Genomic DNA, 16,655 nt, shown 5'->3' with positions numbered 1-16,655 from the left:
AAATCCGATCTGCGCCGTTTGGAGACAGCGCAGTCAGCAGCGTTCCAGAATGGAGCAGTATCGTATCGGTCAGGTTCGCAGCTACCAGGTTCGCAGCTACGCGGCACCCGCAGGCCAGCCGGAGGGAACGGAATTTTAGCAAGAAAACGTTAACACTCCTGACTTCACCGATTGCTACGGTCAACGGCCTGTCTGGATATTGAGAACTCTCTGGTGATTGCTTCCGTTCTCCAATTGTTGCGGCGCGACGTCACGCGCGGCGTTGCCGGGACCATCCTGCTCAAGGTTGGCAGCGGCGGACTTGCGTTCGCGTTGTTCTCGCTGGCCGCGCGGGCGATGACGCCCGACGCGTTTGGCAGCTTTGCGACCTTGCTCTCTGTCGCCCAGATCGCTTCGGTGGTGGGCCTGGTCGGCCAAGAGCTGCTTCTGGTTCGCTTCCTCAATGAATACGAGGTCCGCGGTCAGGCCGCGTTCACCAAGGGCGTGCTGCTGTCGAGCTTGAAGAACTCCGCGATCGGGATGCTGATTTCGATCGTGGCGATCGCAGCCGTAGCAAGCATTCGCGGCGAATGGTGGCTGCTGATCCTCTCGATCTCGGCGTTCACCGCCGTCAATGCCGGGCTGATGCTCGGCAGCCAGATCGCGCGATCCCTGGTCAGCATCCTGATGGGCGAAGGCAATCGGGAATTCTTCTGGCGCGTTGCCGTTGTCCTGGTCCTGATTGCGGCGCTGTTCGGTCACCGGCAGCTCACTCCAGCCGAACTGTTCGCCGCGATGACGGCCGCAATGGCCGTGGGACTGATCGTGCAGATCGTGTCGATCGTACGCGTGCTGCCGAACCTGCGTTCGGTCACGGCCCGCTTCGAGAGTTCACGCTGGAACCGGAGTGCGTTTCGCTTCTGGCTCGCATCCATTCTCGAAGCGGCAAACCAGTATTTCGACGTCATCCTGGTCTACTGGATGCTGGATCCGGCAACCGCTGGCGTCTATTTCGCCGCTTCGCGCCTGGCGAACATCTTCGCGATGCTCTCGGCTGCGCTCTACACATTCGGCGCGCGTCGGCTTCCCTCGCTGTATTTCAGCAAGAATCACCGTGAGCTCGAGCATACGCTGAAGCTGATGGCCGAGGTCACCGCGCTCTGCGTTTTCAGCGGGCTCGTCATCGCCTGGGTTGGCGCTCCCTACCTTCTCGGCCTGTTCGGGCCGCACTTCGCTGCGCAGCAGTGGGTATTGATCGTGCTCGCAATCGGAACGGCGTTCCAGGCGGCAGGCGGGCCGTCGGCCGCGGTTCTTCAGTTGACGGGGCATGAGAGCGATTATGTTCCGGTCGTCGCTGCCAACGTGGCGTTGCGGCTGGTGGGATTTGTCGTGCTGATCCCCTGGCTCGGCGTGCTCGGTGCGGCGATCTCGGCGACGGTTTCCCTGGTGCTCGTCACCATCGCGCTCAATGTGCTGTGTCGCCGGCGGACCGGCGTCGACCCGTCCGTTCTGGTGCTGTCGCAACTGTCGTCGTCGAAGGCTGGCACCTACACGGTCCGCGTTGCGGATAGCAACGACTAGACTTCCCCAAACCGCCTTCAGCTTGCGAAGCCCAGGGCTTTGCCCTGAGGACCGCGAACGGCGGCATTGTCCACCACACGATTGACGACAAGCGCGGTGGGAACAGAACCAAACCTCGCCAGATCGGCCCGTGCCTTGCCGATCGCGGCCGCGTTGGCCGCGCCCTCGCGAGCCAGGATGACGAGATCGGCATGAGCCACCCGGTCCGAGGTAATATCTATGGTTAACCTGCGGTTACCCTCTCCCTGCGCGGCCGTAACCAATTAGTTAACGAGCCGGCTGTACTCTGTGTGTGAAACAATGGCTCTCGATTGCTGGCAATGTCTGATCGCACTAAATGAGCAGTAACCTCACCACGCGCTACTCGGTGCACGAGCACGCTTCGCGTGATAAATACGCGCGCAAAAATGGGGGAGACCAATCCGCTCCCTCGACGGGTGAGGAATCCGTGCTCCATTACACGCCAAGTACAGACCTGAGTCCGGAACTGAGCACAGACCTGCGCGAGGCATCGAGCGCATCGCGCGATCGGCCGAGCCAGAGCCAGCCGAAGCTGCGCGTTGTCCTGGTGCAGACCCAGGCCGAGAACGCCGGCGCGCAGGAGATATCCCGGCTGCTCGGTACCGGCCTCACCGCACGCGGCTATCACGTCACCAACCTGTTCTTCTTCCGCAAGTCGGATTCGTTCGATGAGCCGCCCAACACGTATTATTGCGCGCCGAGCCGTCCGGGAAACCCGGTGGCGCTGCTGCGCATGCTGTGGACGCTCGCCGGTCATCTCAGGAGCATCAGGCCCGACGCCGTCCTGACCTTTCAGCATTTCGGCAATGTGATCGGCGGCGGCGTATCGCGCCTGGTCAGCCGCGCTCCGGTCGTCGCCAACCAGGTTTCCTCAGCGCTGTCGATGAGCATGCCGGTGCGCGCCGCCGACATCATCATGGGCTCGACCGGCTTCTTCCAGTGCATCACGCTGAATTCGCGCGACATGGAGCGGGAATACGCCCGCTATCCCGCGCGCTATCGCTCGCGGATGCAGCACGTCCCGCATGGCTTCGACGACAAGTCGCACAGCCTGCCAAAGGATATTGCGCGGCAGCGGTTCGAGCTGCCGCCGGATCGTATCCTGCTCGGCTGCGCTGCGAGGTTGCATCCGCACAAACGGCTCGATGCGGCCATTCGCCTGCTGGCTGCCGACCCGTCCTGGCACCTTGCCCTCGCCGGCCAGGGCGCGGATGGGGACCGGCTGCGTGCGCTGGCCGATGAACTTGATGTCTCGGACCGGCTGCACTTCATCGGTGAGATCCCGCCGCGCCAGATGGCCGATTTCCTGGCCTGCCTCGACGTCTTCGTCTTCCCCTCGCAGGCCGAGACCTTCGGTCTTGCGGCAGTGGAAGCCGCGAGCGCAGGCATTCCCTGCGTCGTCAACGATCTTCCCGTGCTGCGCGAGGTGCTGTCGTATCAGGGACGGCCTGCCGCTGTGTTCGTTGATGCCGCGAACGATGCCGAGTTTGCGGCTGCCGTGTCGAAAGTCCTGACCGACCGTTTGTTGAGCAACCAGCTGCGGCAAAGCGCCGTGGGCCTCAAGTCGCGCTATTCGTTGGATGCCATGATAGAGGAATACGTCCGCATTCTCGGCAATGCCGTGGGAGCTGATGCGCACTAGATTGGGCTGGCCATGATTATCGAGTTTCGCTGCGATCGTGAGCAGGCGCGGCTCTGGATGCGCCGTGAGTCGCTGCGCGTCAACGATCAGGATATTCCCGTTCAAATCGCCTGGATCACGACGGCGGGCCCGCGACCTGCGGGCCTCGACGCACTGTTCGAGCTGGAGCGCATCGTTCTGCGCAAGGGCAAGGCCGGCGGCGCCGACAGGTTGAAAACGATCCCGGAGCGGCCGCGCGCAGGCAAGCCCGACGTGGTGGTCGACTTCACCGCGGCCGAGCGCGATCCGAACTGCGCCGCCCGGCTCTACCTCCGTCCACGGTTCAACGGACGCGCCGGAGAAGATGCCGCGCTCGCGGCCATTCTCGGCGGCGATCTGCCGGTGATCGAAATCGTCGACGAGCGCAACGGCACGGTCATGGACCGCGGCCATCCCTCGGCGGAAATCGCGGCCGGCCTGAGCGGCGGGCTGGAAACGGTGATGACCCGGACGCTATCGATGCTGCCGCCGATCCTGTCGGGCGCGCCGCGGCTGGTGCCGCAGCTGGCCGCTCCGACGACCGGCGGCACAGCGCCAAATCCCGCGCCCTTCGTCCTGCGGGGGGTGGCGACCTCGATCACAAAGGAAATCTATCGCCTCTGCTGCTACGCGCCGCACTGGCATGTCGGTTGGCGCTACGCCGAGAACGCGGATGTCTGGCGCACCGGCGATCTGTCGGGTCCGTCCTGGAATGTGCTCGGCGATCCCGGCAACCGCTTCTATGCGGATCCCTTCCCGGTGAAATGGCAGGGCCGGACCTTCGTCTTCTTCGAAGACCTCGAGCACCGGATCGGCAAGGGCATCATCTCCGCGGTCGAATTCGACGGCAACGGCCCGGTCGGCAAGCCGCTGCCCGTGCTGGAAGAGCCGTGGCATCTGTCCTACCCGTTCCTGATCGAGAGCGACGGCGAACTCTGGATGATCCCGGAGAGCACCGCGCATCGCGACGTTCCACTCTACAAGTGCATCCGCTTTCCGGACAAATGGGAACGGCACTCCACGCTGCTCTCCGGGCTCGAACTGGCTGACGTGACCATCACGCGGCACAACGGCCTGCACTACATGTTCGGCGCCTGGCGCGACGGCACCGGCGGATATTCCGACACGCTGGCGATCTACTACGCCGAGCATTTGTTCGGCCCCTGGCAGCCGCATGCGGCGAATCCGATCCTGATGGATCGCGCGACCACGCGGCCGGCCGGCAACTTCGCGACCGTCAATGGCAGGTTGTGGCGGCCGGTGCAGAACTGCAGCAACGGCTACGGCACGGCGCTCGGGCTTGCCGAAGTGCTCGAACTGTCGCCGACGACGTACCGGCAGGCCGTGCGACACCTGCTCAAGCCCGGGCCGTTGTGGACCGGACGCAAGCTGCACACGCTCAACCGCTGCGGCCAGCTCGAGGTGATCGACGGCTCGCGGGTTCAGCCGAAGACCGCGGCCTTGTTGGCCGGCCTGCGGTCGAGCGACAGCCGCCCGCCGCGATCGGATTGGCACAGCGCGCTGGCGAAACCGATCGCGCGACGGCTGCACTAGCGCATGATCCGGACCGGGAGGGTCGCGTTAGCGCAAAGTGCGAAGCGGGTTTCCGAAAAGATCACCCTCAAAAGAAGCTAGAGCGCTGCGCCGCACGCGCTCAGTTCGTGTCGGCGCTCAGCACGCCGCCGAACTGCTCCCATGAGCTTCCGGTCCAGCGCTGCAACTGCAACTGCGTGTACGCCATGCTGTTGTCGGGACCGGTGTTGACGGTGATGCCCGGCATCAAGGTCGGCAGCACCAACCCCTTGATGCTGCGCGCCTGCTTGACGATGTTCTCGCGCGACAAGTCGTCGCCGCATTGCTTCAGCACCTGCTCCAGGATCTGGCCCTGCTGGGTGCCGAACAGATAATTGCTGTCGCCGATATCGGCGCCCGGAAGATACTTCTCGAAATGGGCGCGATACCATTTGATGCCGGGATCGTCGGCCCACTTCTTGTCGTTCGGATCCTTCGCGATGGTCGCCACGACGACGCCCACCGCCTTGTCGGCTCCCGCCGGCATGATGGTGGCAGAGATCGAACTCGACACGTAGTTGACGATGGTGAGCGGCGACCAGCCGATCTCGTTCGCCTTCTTGATCGCCTGCGCCGCGAATTTCGGCGTGCCGGCGATCAGGAACGCCTGGGCGCCCGACGCCTTCAGCGTGACCACGCGGGATTCGATGGTGGGTTCGGTGACCTCATAGGGAGAGGTCACCACCTTGGTCTCGAAATCACCTTTCAGCACCTCCTTGAACGCGGCGACGAAATCGCGGCCGAGATCATCGTTCTGGTAGAGGATCGCGATCTTCGCATCGGGCGCCGTCCGCGCGATGTGTCTTGCGTAGATCTTGCCTTCGGTGTTGTAGCTCGGCAATCCGGTGGTGGTCAGCGGAAACTCGCTGAAGTTGGCGAATTTGGTGGCGCCGCTCACCACGAACAGATGCGGCACCTTCTTCGCGGTGACGTATTTGATGGTCGCCCCGACCCCGGGCGTGCCGAGCGGGCTGAACAGGAACGCCACCTCGTCACTCTCGATCAGCTTGCGGGTCTGCTCTACCGCCTTGGGCGGCGTATAGGCATCGTCATAGGTGATGAGGTTGATCTTGCGGCCATTGATGCCGCCGCGGTCATTGATGGAATGGACATAGGCGATCAGGCCCCTGCCGGTGTTGCTGAGCGGGGATGCCGGACCGCTGAACGGGAATGTCGCCCCGACCTTGATTTCCGACTCCGAAACCCCCGGCGATTCGGCGCGGACCGGCGCCGTGGCAAGCGCCGCGAACGCGGCAATCGATACGAAAAATGTCTTCAACAACATCGAACTCCCCTTGAAGGTTTATGAATTGAATTTTCGCTGGCGATCGTCGCACCTACCAGGCCTCGCCGAACGGCCTGATCTCGACATTGAACGACCACGCGCTGCGATCCTGATGGGCGACGTGCCAGACCTCGTCCGCGATCGCCCGGGGCTTGATGAAGAAATCGTCCGGCCGGTCCGGCCAGCGTTTCCGGGTCCACTCGAGATCGATCACCGCATCGATCACGAGATACGCGACGTGGACGCCCTGCGGTCCCAAATCGCGCGCCATCGCTTCGGCGAGAATGCGCTGCGCCGCCTTGGTCGGCGCGAACCCCGCGAAGCCGGCCTTGCCGCGCAACGCCGAGGTGTTGCCGGTGGCGACGATGGCGCCCTTGCCTGCGCCGATCATCGCCGGCGCAAAGCGTCGCGCCAGGTACAGCAGGCCCATCGTATTGACCTGGAAGTTGCGATTGAGAATTTCGGGATCGATCTCGCGGAACGTGCCGAACGCGCCGCCGACAGCGTTGTGGATCACGACGCCGGGGCTGCCGAGATCGCGTTCCACGGCAGACGCGACCGTCTCGACCTGCGCGGGATCGGACACATCGCAACGATAGGCCCTGGCGCCGGGTAGCTGCTGCGCGAGCGCAGCAAGACGCTCCTCGTTCCTGGCAAGCAGCGCGACGCGATAGCCTCCCTCTGCGAACCTCCGGGCGAGCGCCGATCCGGTGCCGGGACCGACACCGGATATCAGACAGACGGGCGCGCTCATGCGATCAGTCCTCCGCGTTGCGGCCAACGCCTGTCAGGCGGCGGCCTTCGACAGCAGCTTCTCGACGTAAGGCTTGAGCTCCGGTCTGAAATGCGCGTGGTCGACCAGCCGGGCAAAGTGCGCGAACGTCAGCGGATATTCATCCCGTACGCCCGGATGCAGGATTTTCCCCAAGCCTTGCTTGCCCAGTTGCTCGGTCCGCGCATGCTCATTCATGAACAACGCGAGCTCGGCGGCAAAGCAGATGTCGGCCATCGAAATTCCGTCACCGACCAGCGTCTCTCGCTGGGCCGACAGTGCCTGCTCGATCCCGGAGGCATAGATCGCGAACGCATCCTTCGCGCGCGCATGAATCGCCGCATCGACCGTGCCGCCCGACAGCGCCAGCAGATAGATCTGCGAGTCCCGCGCGAATACCAGGCTGACATCGAGAAAGCTGTCGATCCGCGACGCCTCATAGGCGTCATGCCCGTAGAGCGGAAACTTCGCTTCTCCAAGCCGCGCCACCGCGCGCATGATGCTGTTCGATTCGAAGATGCCGACCTTGCCGTCAGCGCCGAACGCCGCCGGCACGTTGCCGAACGGCTGCGTTGCCATGAACGCGTCGGTCTTGAACAGCTGCGCGCCGGTCAGCCCGACCCGGCCGGTCCGCGCCAGCGAGGCGAACTCGGCGCGCTCCTGCTCAGCCAGCGGACGGGCATCGTAATCCCATAACCAGTCGCGCAACTCCTTGCCGGATGCGCCCCTGACCTCGACGTCGACGCCGCAGAACCGCGCCGCGATGGTCGCCTTCCACACCCGCGGGTTCGGCAGATAAGAGAAGATGCGCAAGGCGGCCATGGTGGCTGCTCCGGGTGCTGCTGCGTCAGGCCGCCAGCTTCAGAATCTTCACGACGTCACCGGGCTCGCGGATCGGCTGCGGATTGGCACGGGTAAAGATCGACAGCATCGCATTCTTGCCGATCAGCTCGAAGCGGTCCTCGCCGACGCCGACATCGGCGAGCCGCCGCGGCAGGCCGAGCTCGGCGATGAACGCCGCGAACGCTTCGCCGGCGTCGCGGCCGGGCGCACCGAGCGCAGCGGCGATCGATTGCTGGGCCACTTCGGTCGCCGGGCGGTTGTAGCGCAGCACGCTCGGCATCATGACAGCCGTGCAGAAATAATGCGGCACGTCGCAGGTGCCGCCGAGCACATGGCCGATGGCGTGGCTCGCGCCCATCGGCACCCGCGACTGCAATCCGAAGGCGGACAGCCAGGAGCCGAGCTGACAGCTCAGCCGCGCCGCCTCGTCGCCGGGATTTTCCTTGGTGCGCAGCAGGCCGTCGTACAGGTAGCTCAGCCCCTGCCGGCACACCGCATCGACCAGCACGTTGGGACGGCTCGAGCAGATCGCCTCGATGCCGTGATCCATCGCGCGCGTGCCGGAACCGAGCCAGAGCTTCTCCGGCGTGTACTTCGTGATCGCGGGGTCGAGGATGATGCTGCGCGGCATCATCATCGGATGGTTGAAGATCTGCTTCAGCTTGCGGCTGGTGTCGGTGACCAGCGCGCCGGAATTGTACTCGCCGCCCGAGAGCGTACTCGGGATCGCGATCATGCGGACTTTCGGGTTGCGGAACGCACCGAAGCGGCGATCCGGCGTGGTCTCGAAGCCGTCGAGCCCTGCGGGCGCGAAGATCTCGTGCTCGATGCACATCAGCACGATCTTCGCCGCATCGACCACCGAGCCGCCGCCGATCGCGACGACGAGGTCGGCCTTGGCCTCCGCTGCCTGCCGCGCGATCTGCGTCACCACGTCCCTGGTCGTGTGCTGCGGCACGCCGTCGAAGGTCGCCGCATGACGATCGCCGAGACCTTTGCGGATCTTCTCGATCTCGTCGGTCGTGGTGTTCAGCGTCCGGCTCACGATCAGATAGACGCGCTTTGCGCCCAGCCGTTCGGCCTCCTCGCGCAGCGCCTCGGCCGCCGGCTTGCCGTAGATCACGGTCTCCATGCTGGGGTATTGATGGCTGCCGGTGACGTGCATGCTTTCACTCCCTCGATGTATCCGTGACGGGCGCTGCCGGTCAGGCCGACAGCTTGGTAAAATCGGGCTGGCGGCGTTCGGCGAAGGCGGCAAAGGCCTCGCGCGCCTCGGGTGTCGTCAGACGTTCCTTGAACAGCGCACTCTCGGCGGCGATCTGCGCCGCGATGCGCTGCTGCTCGCGCATCAGCTGCTTGGTCAGGCTGAGCGAACCCGCAGGCCGCTTGGTCAGCGCGACTGCGGCGTCATGCGCTTTCTTGCGCAACTCGGCCTGCGGCACCACGGCATTGGCGAGACCGGATGCCAGCGCGCCCGGTGCATCCATCGGCTCGCCGAGCGCGAACATCGCATAGGCGCGCGCGTGCCCGATCCGCAAGGGTAGCAGCCAGCTCGATGCCGCCTCCGGCACCAGCGCCAGATTGACGAACGGCGTGATCAGCCGGGCATTCTCGGCGAGATAGATCAGGTCGCAATGCAACAGCATGGTGGTGCCGACGCCGACCGCATTGCCCTGTACTGCTGCGACCAGCGGCTTGCCGACCTTGCTGATGGTCTCGATGAAGCGATGCGCCGGGCTGTTGACCGCGCTCTCGCCGCGCGCCTGGCTGGCGAAATCGGCGAGGTCATTGCCCGCGGTGAAACTGTCGCCATCGCCCTGGAACAGGATCACGCGGACGGACGGATCGGCCTCGGCCTGCTTCAGCGCGTTCGACATCGCGTCATACATGGCGCCGGTCAACGCGTTCTTCTTCTCGGGCCGCCGCAAGGTCAGCGTCATGACGCCGGCGGCGATTTCGATTTGAACATGCTCGGTCATGGCAATCTCCCTTAAGCGGCCGCGCGGGCCGGCCTGGTCTCGAACTTGCCATCGAGGAAGCCGGTCAGCCGCTGCCGGATGATCGCTTCGGCCTCGGTCATGATGCGGTCGATCAGCTCCTTGACCGTCGGGATGTCGTGGATCAGGCCGACCACCATGCCGCAGCTCCAGGCGCCGGCATCCATATCGCCCTCGATCATCACCTTCGGGTAGACGCCGGCGACCTGCTCGTGGATGTCCTCGATCTTGAGCTTGGCGCCCTTCTCGCGCTCGATCTCGAGCAGCTCGTCGACGCCCTTGTTCTTCAGCACCCGCTCGGTGTTGCGCAGCGCGCGCATGACCAGACGGGTATCAAGCTCGTCGGCATCGAGCAGCGCCTGCTTCACGTTGGGATGGACCGGCGCTTCCTTGGTCGCGATGAAGCGCGTTCCCATGTTCATGCCGGACGCGCCCATCGACAGCGCGGCGACGAGGCTGCGCGCATCCGCCATGCCGCCCGAGGCGACGAACGGGATTGTCAGCTCGTCCGCCGCGCGCGGCAGCAGGATCATGTTCGGAATGTCATCCTCGCCGGGATGGCCGCCGCACTCGAAGCCGTCGACGCTGACCGCGTCGCAGCCGATCTTCTCGGCCTTCAGCGAATGCCGCACCGAGGTGCATTTGTGGATCACCTTGATGCCGGCCGCCTTCAGCGCCGGCATGTACTGCTCCGGGCTGCGGCCCGCGGTCTCCACCGCCTTGACGCCGCCCTCGCGGATCGCGGCGATATATTCGGGATAGGGCGGCGCAGTGAAGCTCGGCAGGAAGGTCAGGTTCACGCCGATCGGCTTGTCCGTCATGTCCCGGCAGCGCGCGATCTCCTTGGCCAGCAGTTCCGGCGTCCTCTGGGTCAGGCCGGTGATGATACCGAGGCCACCGGCGTTAGACACGGCCGCCGCCATCTCTGCGAAGCCGACATAATGCATGCCGCCCTGGATGATCGGATGTTGGATACCGAACAGTTCAGTGATTGCTGTCTTCACAATGTTCTCCCCGCGTTGCCGCTCAATGGACGATTTCAAACAGGCCGGCGGCGCCCATGCCGCCGCCGATGCACATGGTTACCACGCCGTATTTCGCCTTGCGCCGCCGGCCTTCAATCAAGAGGTGGCCAGTGAGCCGCGCGCCGGTCATGCCGTAGGGGTGACCGATCGCGATCGAGCCGCCATTGACGTTCAGCTTCTCGGGATCGATGCCGAGCTTGTCGCGGCAATAGATCACCTGCACCGCATAGGCCTCGTTGAGCTCCCAGAGATCGATGTCGTCGATCCTGAGATTGTGCCGCTTCAGCAGCCGCGGGATCGCTGCAACCGGGCCGACCCCCATCTCGTCCGGCTCGACGCCGGCGGCGACGAAGCCGCGAAAGATGCCGAGCGGTTTCAGCCCCTTCTGCGCGGCGATCTTGTCGCTCATGATGACGCAGGCCGAAGCGCCATCGGAGAGCTGGCTGGCGTTGCCAGCGCTGATGGTCTTGCCCTCGAACACCGGCTTGATCTTGGCAAGGCCCTCCGCCGTGGTGTCGGGCCGCGGGCCTTCATCCTTGGCCAAGGTCACCTGCTGGAAGCTGACCTCCTTGGTGTCCTTGTTGACCACGGCCATCTTGGTCGTGATCGGCACGATCTCGTCGTTGAAGCGGCCGCCCTGCAGCGCGGCGCCGACGCGGCGCTGGCACTCCAGGCTGTACTCATCCTGCTGGTCGCGGCCGATCCGGTAGCGCTCAGCGACGACTTCGGCCGTCTCCAGCATCGACATGTACATCTCGGGCTTCATCGCCATCAGCTCGTCGTCGACGGCATGGAACCGGTTCATGTGCTCGTTCTGCACCAGGCTGATCGACTCGATGCCTCCGCCGATCGCGATCTCGACGCCGTCAAGCATCACCGAACGTGCGGCGACCGCGATCGCCTGAAGCCCGGAGGCGCATTGCCGGTCGATGGTGGTGCCGGCAACCGTGACGGGAAGCCCGGCGCGGATCGCGCCCTTGCGCGCGACGTTCATCACCATGGTGCCCTGCTGCATGGCGCAGCCCATCACCACGTCCTCGACCTCCCCGGGCGCAATGCCGGCGCGCTTCACCGCCTCGGCCATCACATGGCCCGCCAGGGTCGGCCCGTCGGTGTTGTTGAGCGCGCCGCGATAGGCCTTGCCGACGCCGGTGCGCGCGGTGGAAACGATGACTGCATCTGACGATGACATGCTTGCCTCTCTGATTAGGCGGCCACATCGAGCTGCGCATAACGCAGCACGTGATAGGCCGGATCGCCGAACTGGATGTTGATGGAGGAAATCCGCTTGAAGTAGTGACCGACATTGAGCTCATCGGTCATGCCCATGCCGCCATGCAGCTGCACCGCCTGATCAGCCACGAACTTGCCGGCATAGCCGATCTTGGATTTTGCACCCGACGCCAGCCGGGAGACGCCGGCGTCTCGCTCGCTGAGGCTGAGCGACAAATGCTGCATCAGCGACAGCGCCTCCTGATGCGCGATGAACATGTCGACCATCCGGTGTTGCAGCACCTGGAAGCTGCCGATCGTGACGCCGAACTGCTTGCGTGTCTTGGAGTAGTCCAGGGTTGCGGCGTTCAGCTCGCCGATCGCGCCGACCGCCTCGGCGCAGAGCGCGCCGATCGCGCGGTTGCGGCAGGCCTCAAGCGCGACGACGCCCTCGCCTTCCCTGCCGAGCAATTCCGCGCGCACCCCGCGCAGGCCGATCTCGGCGGCCCGGCGGCCATCGATGGTCTTGAAGCTCTGCAAATCGAGATTGGCAGCGCGGCGATCGACCACGAACAGGCTGACGCCGCCGCGATCGTGCCGATGGCCCGAAGTACGGGCGGAGACGATCAGGTAATCCGCCCAGGGCGCGGCCAGCACCGCCGTCTTCTCGCCGGTCAACACGTAGCCGTCGCCATCTGGGCGCGCCGTCGTGGTGACGGTGGCGAGATCGAACCGCGAGCCCTTCTCGGTCCAGGCCAGCGCCCAGAGCTTTTCCCCCGCGATGATGTCGGCGATGAACGCCTGCTTCTGCGCCTCGGAGCCAAGCTGCTCGATCAAGCCACCGGCAACGACCACCGTCTCGACGAACGGCTCCACGACAAGATGCCGGCCGAACTCCTGCATGATGATCATGGTCGACAGCGGCCCACCGCCGAGCCCGCCGGCCGCTTCCGAGAACGGCGCGGCGAGCAGGCCGAGCTCGGCGAATTCGGCCCATTGCTTGCGACCAATACCGTCCTCGCTCGCGACGATCTTGCGGCGGGCCTCGAAATCATATTGATCCCGCAGCAGCCGCTGCACGCTGGATCGCAACAATTCCTGCTCTTCCGTGAACTGGATATCCATCCGATCCTCGTTGCCAACTAGTTATTGTTTGAGCATGATCTTTCGGAAAACCGCTTCACACTTTTCCGGATCATGCTCTAGAGACCAAGCACCGCCTTGGCGATGATGTTGCGCTGAATCTCGTTCGATCCGCCGTAGATCGAGAGCTTGCGCGAGTTGAGATACTTCTCCGAGGCGGTGTGGCCGTAATCCGGACCCGGCATGAAGTGATTGGCGCTGGCCGGCTGCTCGCGGATCGCAAGCCCGTAATTGCCGATCGCCCGATGCGTCAGCTCGGTGATGTTCTGGAATATCTCGGTGCCGCGGATCTTGAACAGCGAGGCCGCAGGTCCCGGATCGATGCCGCGCGCCATCTGAGCGACGACGCGCAACTCGGTCGCCTCCAGCGCCAGCACATCGAGCTCGACACGCGCAATGTCCCTGATAAATTCCAGATGCGCCGGATCGTCTTCCGGGATCTCGGCCTTGACGATCTTCTTCAAGCGTTCGATATAGCGCGTCGAGCGGCCGATCCCGGCCATGCTGGTGCGCTCATTGCCGAGCAGGAACTTGGCGTAGGTCCAGCCCTTGTTCTCCTCGCCGATCAAATTCTCGGCGGGAACGCGGACGTTCTCGAGAAAAACGTCGTTGACCTCGTGCGAGCCGTCGATGGTGATGATCGGGCGCACGGTGACGCCCGGCGATTTCATGTCGATCAGCAGGAACGAGATGCCGGATTGCGGCTTCGCGGTGCGATCGGTGCGGACCAGGCAGAAAATCCAGTCGGCATGCTGCGCCAGCGTGGTCCAGGTCTTGTGGCCGTTGACGATGTAGTGGTCGCCATCGCGTACCGCCTTGGTGCGGACGGTGGCGAGGTCGGAGCCGGAGCCCGGCTCCGAATAACCCTGGCACCACCAGTCCTCGCCGGACAGGATACGCGGCAAGAACCTCTGCTTCTGCGCGTCGTTGCCGAAGGTGTAGATGACGGGACCGACCATGGTGACGCTGAACGCCAGCGGCGGCATCGTGCCCGCACGCGTCGTCTCCTGCTCGAAGATGAAGCGGCGGGTGATCGACCAGCCCGGTCCGCCATATTCCTTCGGCCAGAGCGGCGCGATCCACCCCTTGTTGTGCAGGATGCGATGCCACAGCAGCGTCTGCTCCTTGGAGAGGTCGGTCTCCGGATTGGCGACGCGCATCTCCGCCGGATAATTGTCCTTGATGAAGGCGCGGACCTCGTCGCGAAACGCCGCATCGTCAGGGGATAGCGCGAGCTCCATCTGCCGTGCTCCCTACCACTTCTCGCCGAAGGGCCGGATTTCCAGCTCGAAGGTCCAGGCGCTCTTCGGCTGCTGGTAGAGCTGCCAATAGGCGCCGGCGACCGAGGCCGGCGGCATCAGCAGATCGGGATTGTCGAGCGCATTCGGGCCGAGCGCCTCGAGGCGGCGCTGCCGCACCCATTCGGTGTCGACGCCGGAATCGATGATCAGATGCGCGACATGGATGTTTTTCGGACCGAGCTCGCGCGCCATCGCCTGCGCCACCGCGCGCAGACCGAACTTGGCGCTGGCGAAGGCGGTATAGCCGCTGCCGCCGCGCAGCGACGCGGTGGCGCCGGTGAAGAAGATGTTGCCCTCGCCGCGCGCCGTCATCAGCCGCGCCGCCTCGCGTCCGGCCAGGAAGCCGGAGTAGCAGGCCATCTCCCAGACCTTGCGGAACACCCGTTCGGTGGTTTCCAGAATCGGGAAATTGACGTTGGCGCCGATGTTGAAGATGCAGACCTCGAGCGGCGCATGCTTGTCGGCGTCGTTGAGGAACGCGGTGATCTCCTCCTCCTTGCGCGCATCGAGCGAACGCGCATGGATCTCGCCGCCGGCGGCCTCGATCTCCTTGACCAGCGGCGCGAGCTTGTCGCCGTTGCGGCGGCCGGCGAAGATCGTAAAACCTTCCGCGGCAAACTTCCTGGCGATCTCGCCGCCGATGAAATCACCGGCACCAATGACGGCAACCGTCCTGTTTCTCTTCTGCATGGTGTTCTCCGGTGGTTTGTCTGTGTGAACTGATCAGCGGCGACGCGGCAGCTTCAGCTGCGCAACGATTCCGCAAGCTTGTGCTTCAGGAGCTTGCCCGTCGATGTGGCGGGCAGCGCATCCATCAGGATAATCTCCGACGGGCGCTTGTACGAGGTCAGTTGCGGGGCAACATGGGCCATCAGGTCCTCCGCGGTGACGGTCGAGCCCTTGATCAGCTGCACAAAGGCGACGACCTCCTCGTTGCCCTCGACCGGCCGGCCGACCACGGCGCATTGCACCACGGCGTCATGGGTGCTCAGCACCGCCTCGATCTCGGCCGGATAGACGTTGAAGCCGGAGCGGATGATCATCTCCTTGGTCCGCCCGACGATATAGAGTGCGTCATTCTCGAAACGGGCCAGATCACCGGTGTTGAACCAGCCGTCGGGATCGATCGCCTTGGCGGTGAGATCGGGGGCACGGTAGTAGCCGCGCATCACGTTGGGGCCGCGAACATGCAGCTCGCCGACTTCGCCCGGCGCAACCGGCTTGAGGTCGCGGCCGACCAGCTTTGCCTCGAGGCCCGGCATCACGGTGCCGACTGCGTGGTCCGCCCGCGGATTGTCGGGCCTGACGCCGGATATGCCCGGCGAGCATTCGGTGATGCCGTAGCCATTGAGCAGCGGCAGGCCGAGCTCCTGCTCGACGCGGGATTTGAGCTCAAGATCGAGCGGCGCGCCGGCCACCGAGATCACCCGCAACCGGCCGCGATCGAGCCTCGGCAGGCCGGCGTTGCGGCGGTATTCCAGCAGACGCTGATAGGTCGCGGGCACGCCGTTCAGGATCGTGATGCCCTCCTCGGTCATCGCCTTGACCAGCGCGGCCGGATCGTATTTCGCGACCAGCCGCACGGTGGCGCCGACCATCAAGGTCATCGTCAGCAGCGAGATGCCGACGATGTGCGAAATCGGCAGCACGCAATACTGCACGTCGTCAGCCGCCATCTTGCGGAACTCCGCGGTGGCTCGCGCGCTGAACAGCAAATTGCGGTGCGTCAACATCACGCCCTTGGGCGTGCCCGTAGTGCCGGACGTGTAGATCAGAACCGCGACCTGGCTTGCGCCGTCGGATTCGACCGGCTCGGCCACGGTTGCCAGATTGAGACTGGTGACGGCGACGCCCCGCAGCGGGCCGACATCCTGGATAGCGGCCTCATAACGCGCGGCGTGTGTGGCGGCTTCCTGCGAAACGTCGGCAGTCAACAACACGCGGCGGGCGCCGCTGTGATCCCTGATCTGATCCAGCTCGCGCGGCGACAGCCGCGGATTGACCACGATCGACCAAACATCGAGCCGGCTCGCCGCCAGCAGCAGGCAGGCGAGCGGGATCGAGTTCTCGCTCACGATCATCATGCGGTCGCCAGCGCGGATTCCCAGCGCCTGCAGGGCTCCGGCGACGCGATCGACCGCCTGATCGAGCTCGCGATAGGTCAGCCGCATCTTGTCGTCGATCAGCGCCGGATGGTCCGGCGTCGCCACCACGTGGTGACTGATCACCTCATGGATCCGGTTGGGCAAGCCTTGCACACTTCC

The 16,655-nt window shown here is 64.7% G+C and carries 15 protein-coding genes; 3 read left to right on the top strand and 12 right to left on the bottom strand.

Annotation, left to right across the window (positions count from 1 at the left end):
- The first annotated feature begins 213 nt into the window (after positions 1-213).
- The gene (locus ACVMB0_RS15490; protein WP_461346812.1) at positions 214-1,560 is read left to right on the top strand and encodes a lipopolysaccharide biosynthesis protein; all 1,347 of its coding nucleotides are present in this window, start codon (positions 214-216) and stop codon (positions 1,558-1,560) included.
- Between the two features lie 17 nt (positions 1,561-1,577).
- Here the strand turns inward: ACVMB0_RS15490 and ACVMB0_RS15485 are convergent, their stop codons facing one another.
- On the bottom strand, positions 1,578-1,823 hold the full coding sequence (locus tag ACVMB0_RS15485) for a hypothetical protein (RefSeq protein WP_456750031.1): 246 nt from the start codon (positions 1,821-1,823) through the stop codon (positions 1,578-1,580).
- A gap of 74 nt (positions 1,824-1,897) precedes the next feature.
- Between ACVMB0_RS15485 and ACVMB0_RS15480 the strand changes: the two genes are divergently transcribed.
- The gene (locus ACVMB0_RS15480) at positions 1,898-3,223 is read left to right on the top strand and encodes a glycosyltransferase family 4 protein (protein WP_461346811.1); all 1,326 of its coding nucleotides are present in this window, start codon (positions 1,898-1,900) and stop codon (positions 3,221-3,223) included.
- A gap of 12 nt (positions 3,224-3,235) precedes the next feature.
- Positions 3,236-4,795 (top strand): glucosamine inositolphosphorylceramide transferase family protein, encoded by a 1,560-nt coding sequence (locus ACVMB0_RS15475; RefSeq protein WP_461346810.1) that lies wholly within the window; start codon positions 3,236-3,238, stop codon positions 4,793-4,795.
- A 100-nt stretch (positions 4,796-4,895) separates the two neighbouring features.
- On the opposite strand, the gene ACVMB0_RS15470 is transcribed toward ACVMB0_RS15475, so the two are convergent.
- The 11 genes from ACVMB0_RS15470 to ACVMB0_RS15420 form a co-directional block, all read right to left on the bottom strand.
- Positions 4,896-6,098 carry an ABC transporter substrate-binding protein gene (locus ACVMB0_RS15470; RefSeq protein WP_461346809.1) on the bottom strand — a complete coding sequence of 401 codons (1,203 nt, stop codon included), beginning with the start codon at positions 6,096-6,098 and terminating at the stop codon, positions 4,896-4,898.
- Between the two features lie 52 nt (positions 6,099-6,150).
- On the bottom strand, positions 6,151-6,852 hold the full coding sequence (locus ACVMB0_RS15465; protein ID WP_461346808.1) for an SDR family NAD(P)-dependent oxidoreductase: 702 nt from the start codon (positions 6,850-6,852) through the stop codon (positions 6,151-6,153).
- Between the two features lie 33 nt (positions 6,853-6,885).
- Complete coding sequence (locus tag ACVMB0_RS15460; RefSeq protein ID WP_456750036.1) at positions 6,886-7,692, bottom strand: glutathione S-transferase; 807 nt, start codon at positions 7,690-7,692, stop codon at positions 6,886-6,888.
- 25 nt (positions 7,693-7,717) lie between these two features.
- A complete protein-coding gene (locus ACVMB0_RS15455; protein ID WP_461346807.1) occupies positions 7,718-8,878 on the bottom strand; it encodes an iron-containing alcohol dehydrogenase in 1,161 nt (386 codons plus the stop codon).
- A 40-nt stretch (positions 8,879-8,918) separates the two neighbouring features.
- Entirely contained in the window at positions 8,919-9,692 is a 774-nt protein-coding gene (locus ACVMB0_RS15450) for an enoyl-CoA hydratase-related protein (protein ID WP_461346806.1), read from the bottom strand.
- Between the two features lie 11 nt (positions 9,693-9,703).
- The gene (locus ACVMB0_RS15445) at positions 9,704-10,714 is read right to left on the bottom strand and encodes an NAD(P)H-dependent flavin oxidoreductase (RefSeq protein WP_461346805.1); all 1,011 of its coding nucleotides are present in this window, start codon (positions 10,712-10,714) and stop codon (positions 9,704-9,706) included.
- 22 nt (positions 10,715-10,736) lie between these two features.
- Positions 10,737-11,927, bottom strand: a complete 1,191-nt coding sequence (locus ACVMB0_RS15440; RefSeq protein ID WP_461346804.1) for an acetyl-CoA C-acyltransferase — start codon at positions 11,925-11,927, stop codon at positions 10,737-10,739.
- A gap of 14 nt (positions 11,928-11,941) precedes the next feature.
- Positions 11,942-13,072, bottom strand: a complete 1,131-nt coding sequence (locus tag ACVMB0_RS15435) for an acyl-CoA dehydrogenase family protein (protein WP_456750041.1) — start codon at positions 13,070-13,072, stop codon at positions 11,942-11,944.
- A gap of 77 nt (positions 13,073-13,149) precedes the next feature.
- Positions 13,150-14,331 (bottom strand): acyl-CoA dehydrogenase family protein, encoded by a 1,182-nt coding sequence (locus tag ACVMB0_RS15430; RefSeq protein ID WP_461346803.1) that lies wholly within the window; start codon positions 14,329-14,331, stop codon positions 13,150-13,152.
- Between the two features lie 12 nt (positions 14,332-14,343).
- A complete protein-coding gene (locus tag ACVMB0_RS15425; protein ID WP_456750043.1) occupies positions 14,344-15,081 on the bottom strand; it encodes an SDR family oxidoreductase in 738 nt (245 codons plus the stop codon).
- Positions 15,082-15,134: 53 nt separating this feature from the next.
- Positions 15,135-16,649, bottom strand: coding sequence for a class I adenylate-forming enzyme family protein (locus ACVMB0_RS15420; RefSeq protein ID WP_461346802.1), 1,515 nt, complete (start codon positions 16,647-16,649; stop codon positions 15,135-15,137).
- Positions 16,650-16,655 lie beyond the last annotated feature (6 nt).

This window comes from Bradyrhizobium sp. USDA 4451 (genome assembly GCF_054822585.1).
This window is presented reverse-complemented; position numbering and strand designations above follow the sequence as displayed.

What these genes read in the sequence shown, in the direction of transcription:
- ACVMB0_RS15480 (WP_461346811.1), top strand. Translation starts at nt 1,898, where the DNA reads ATGAGCAGTAACCTCACCACGCGCTACTCGGTGCACGAGCACGCTTCG.
- ACVMB0_RS15475 (WP_461346810.1), top strand. Translation starts at nt 3,236, where the DNA reads ATGATTATCGAGTTTCGCTGCGATCGTGAGCAGGCGCGGCTCTGGATG.
- ACVMB0_RS15470 (WP_461346809.1), bottom strand. Translation starts at nt 6,098, where the DNA reads ATGTTGTTGAAGACATTTTTCGTATCGATTGCCGCGTTCGCGGCGCTT.
- ACVMB0_RS15465 (WP_461346808.1), bottom strand. Translation starts at nt 6,852, where the DNA reads ATGAGCGCGCCCGTCTGTCTGATATCCGGTGTCGGTCCCGGCACCGGA.
- ACVMB0_RS15460 (WP_456750036.1), bottom strand. Translation starts at nt 7,692, where the DNA reads ATGGCCGCCTTGCGCATCTTCTCTTATCTGCCGAACCCGCGGGTGTGG.
- ACVMB0_RS15455 (WP_461346807.1), bottom strand. Translation starts at nt 8,878, where the DNA reads ATGCACGTCACCGGCAGCCATCAATACCCCAGCATGGAGACCGTGATC.
- ACVMB0_RS15450 (WP_461346806.1), bottom strand. Translation starts at nt 9,692, where the DNA reads ATGACCGAGCATGTTCAAATCGAAATCGCCGCCGGCGTCATGACGCTG.
- ACVMB0_RS15440 (WP_461346804.1), bottom strand. Translation starts at nt 11,927, where the DNA reads ATGTCATCGTCAGATGCAGTCATCGTTTCCACCGCGCGCACCGGCGTC.
- ACVMB0_RS15435 (WP_456750041.1), bottom strand. Translation starts at nt 13,072, where the DNA reads ATGGATATCCAGTTCACGGAAGAGCAGGAATTGTTGCGATCCAGCGTG.
- ACVMB0_RS15430 (WP_461346803.1), bottom strand. Translation starts at nt 14,331, where the DNA reads ATGGAGCTCGCGCTATCCCCTGACGATGCGGCGTTTCGCGACGAGGTC.
- ACVMB0_RS15425 (WP_456750043.1), bottom strand. Translation starts at nt 15,081, where the DNA reads ATGCAGAAGAGAAACAGGACGGTTGCCGTCATTGGTGCCGGTGATTTC.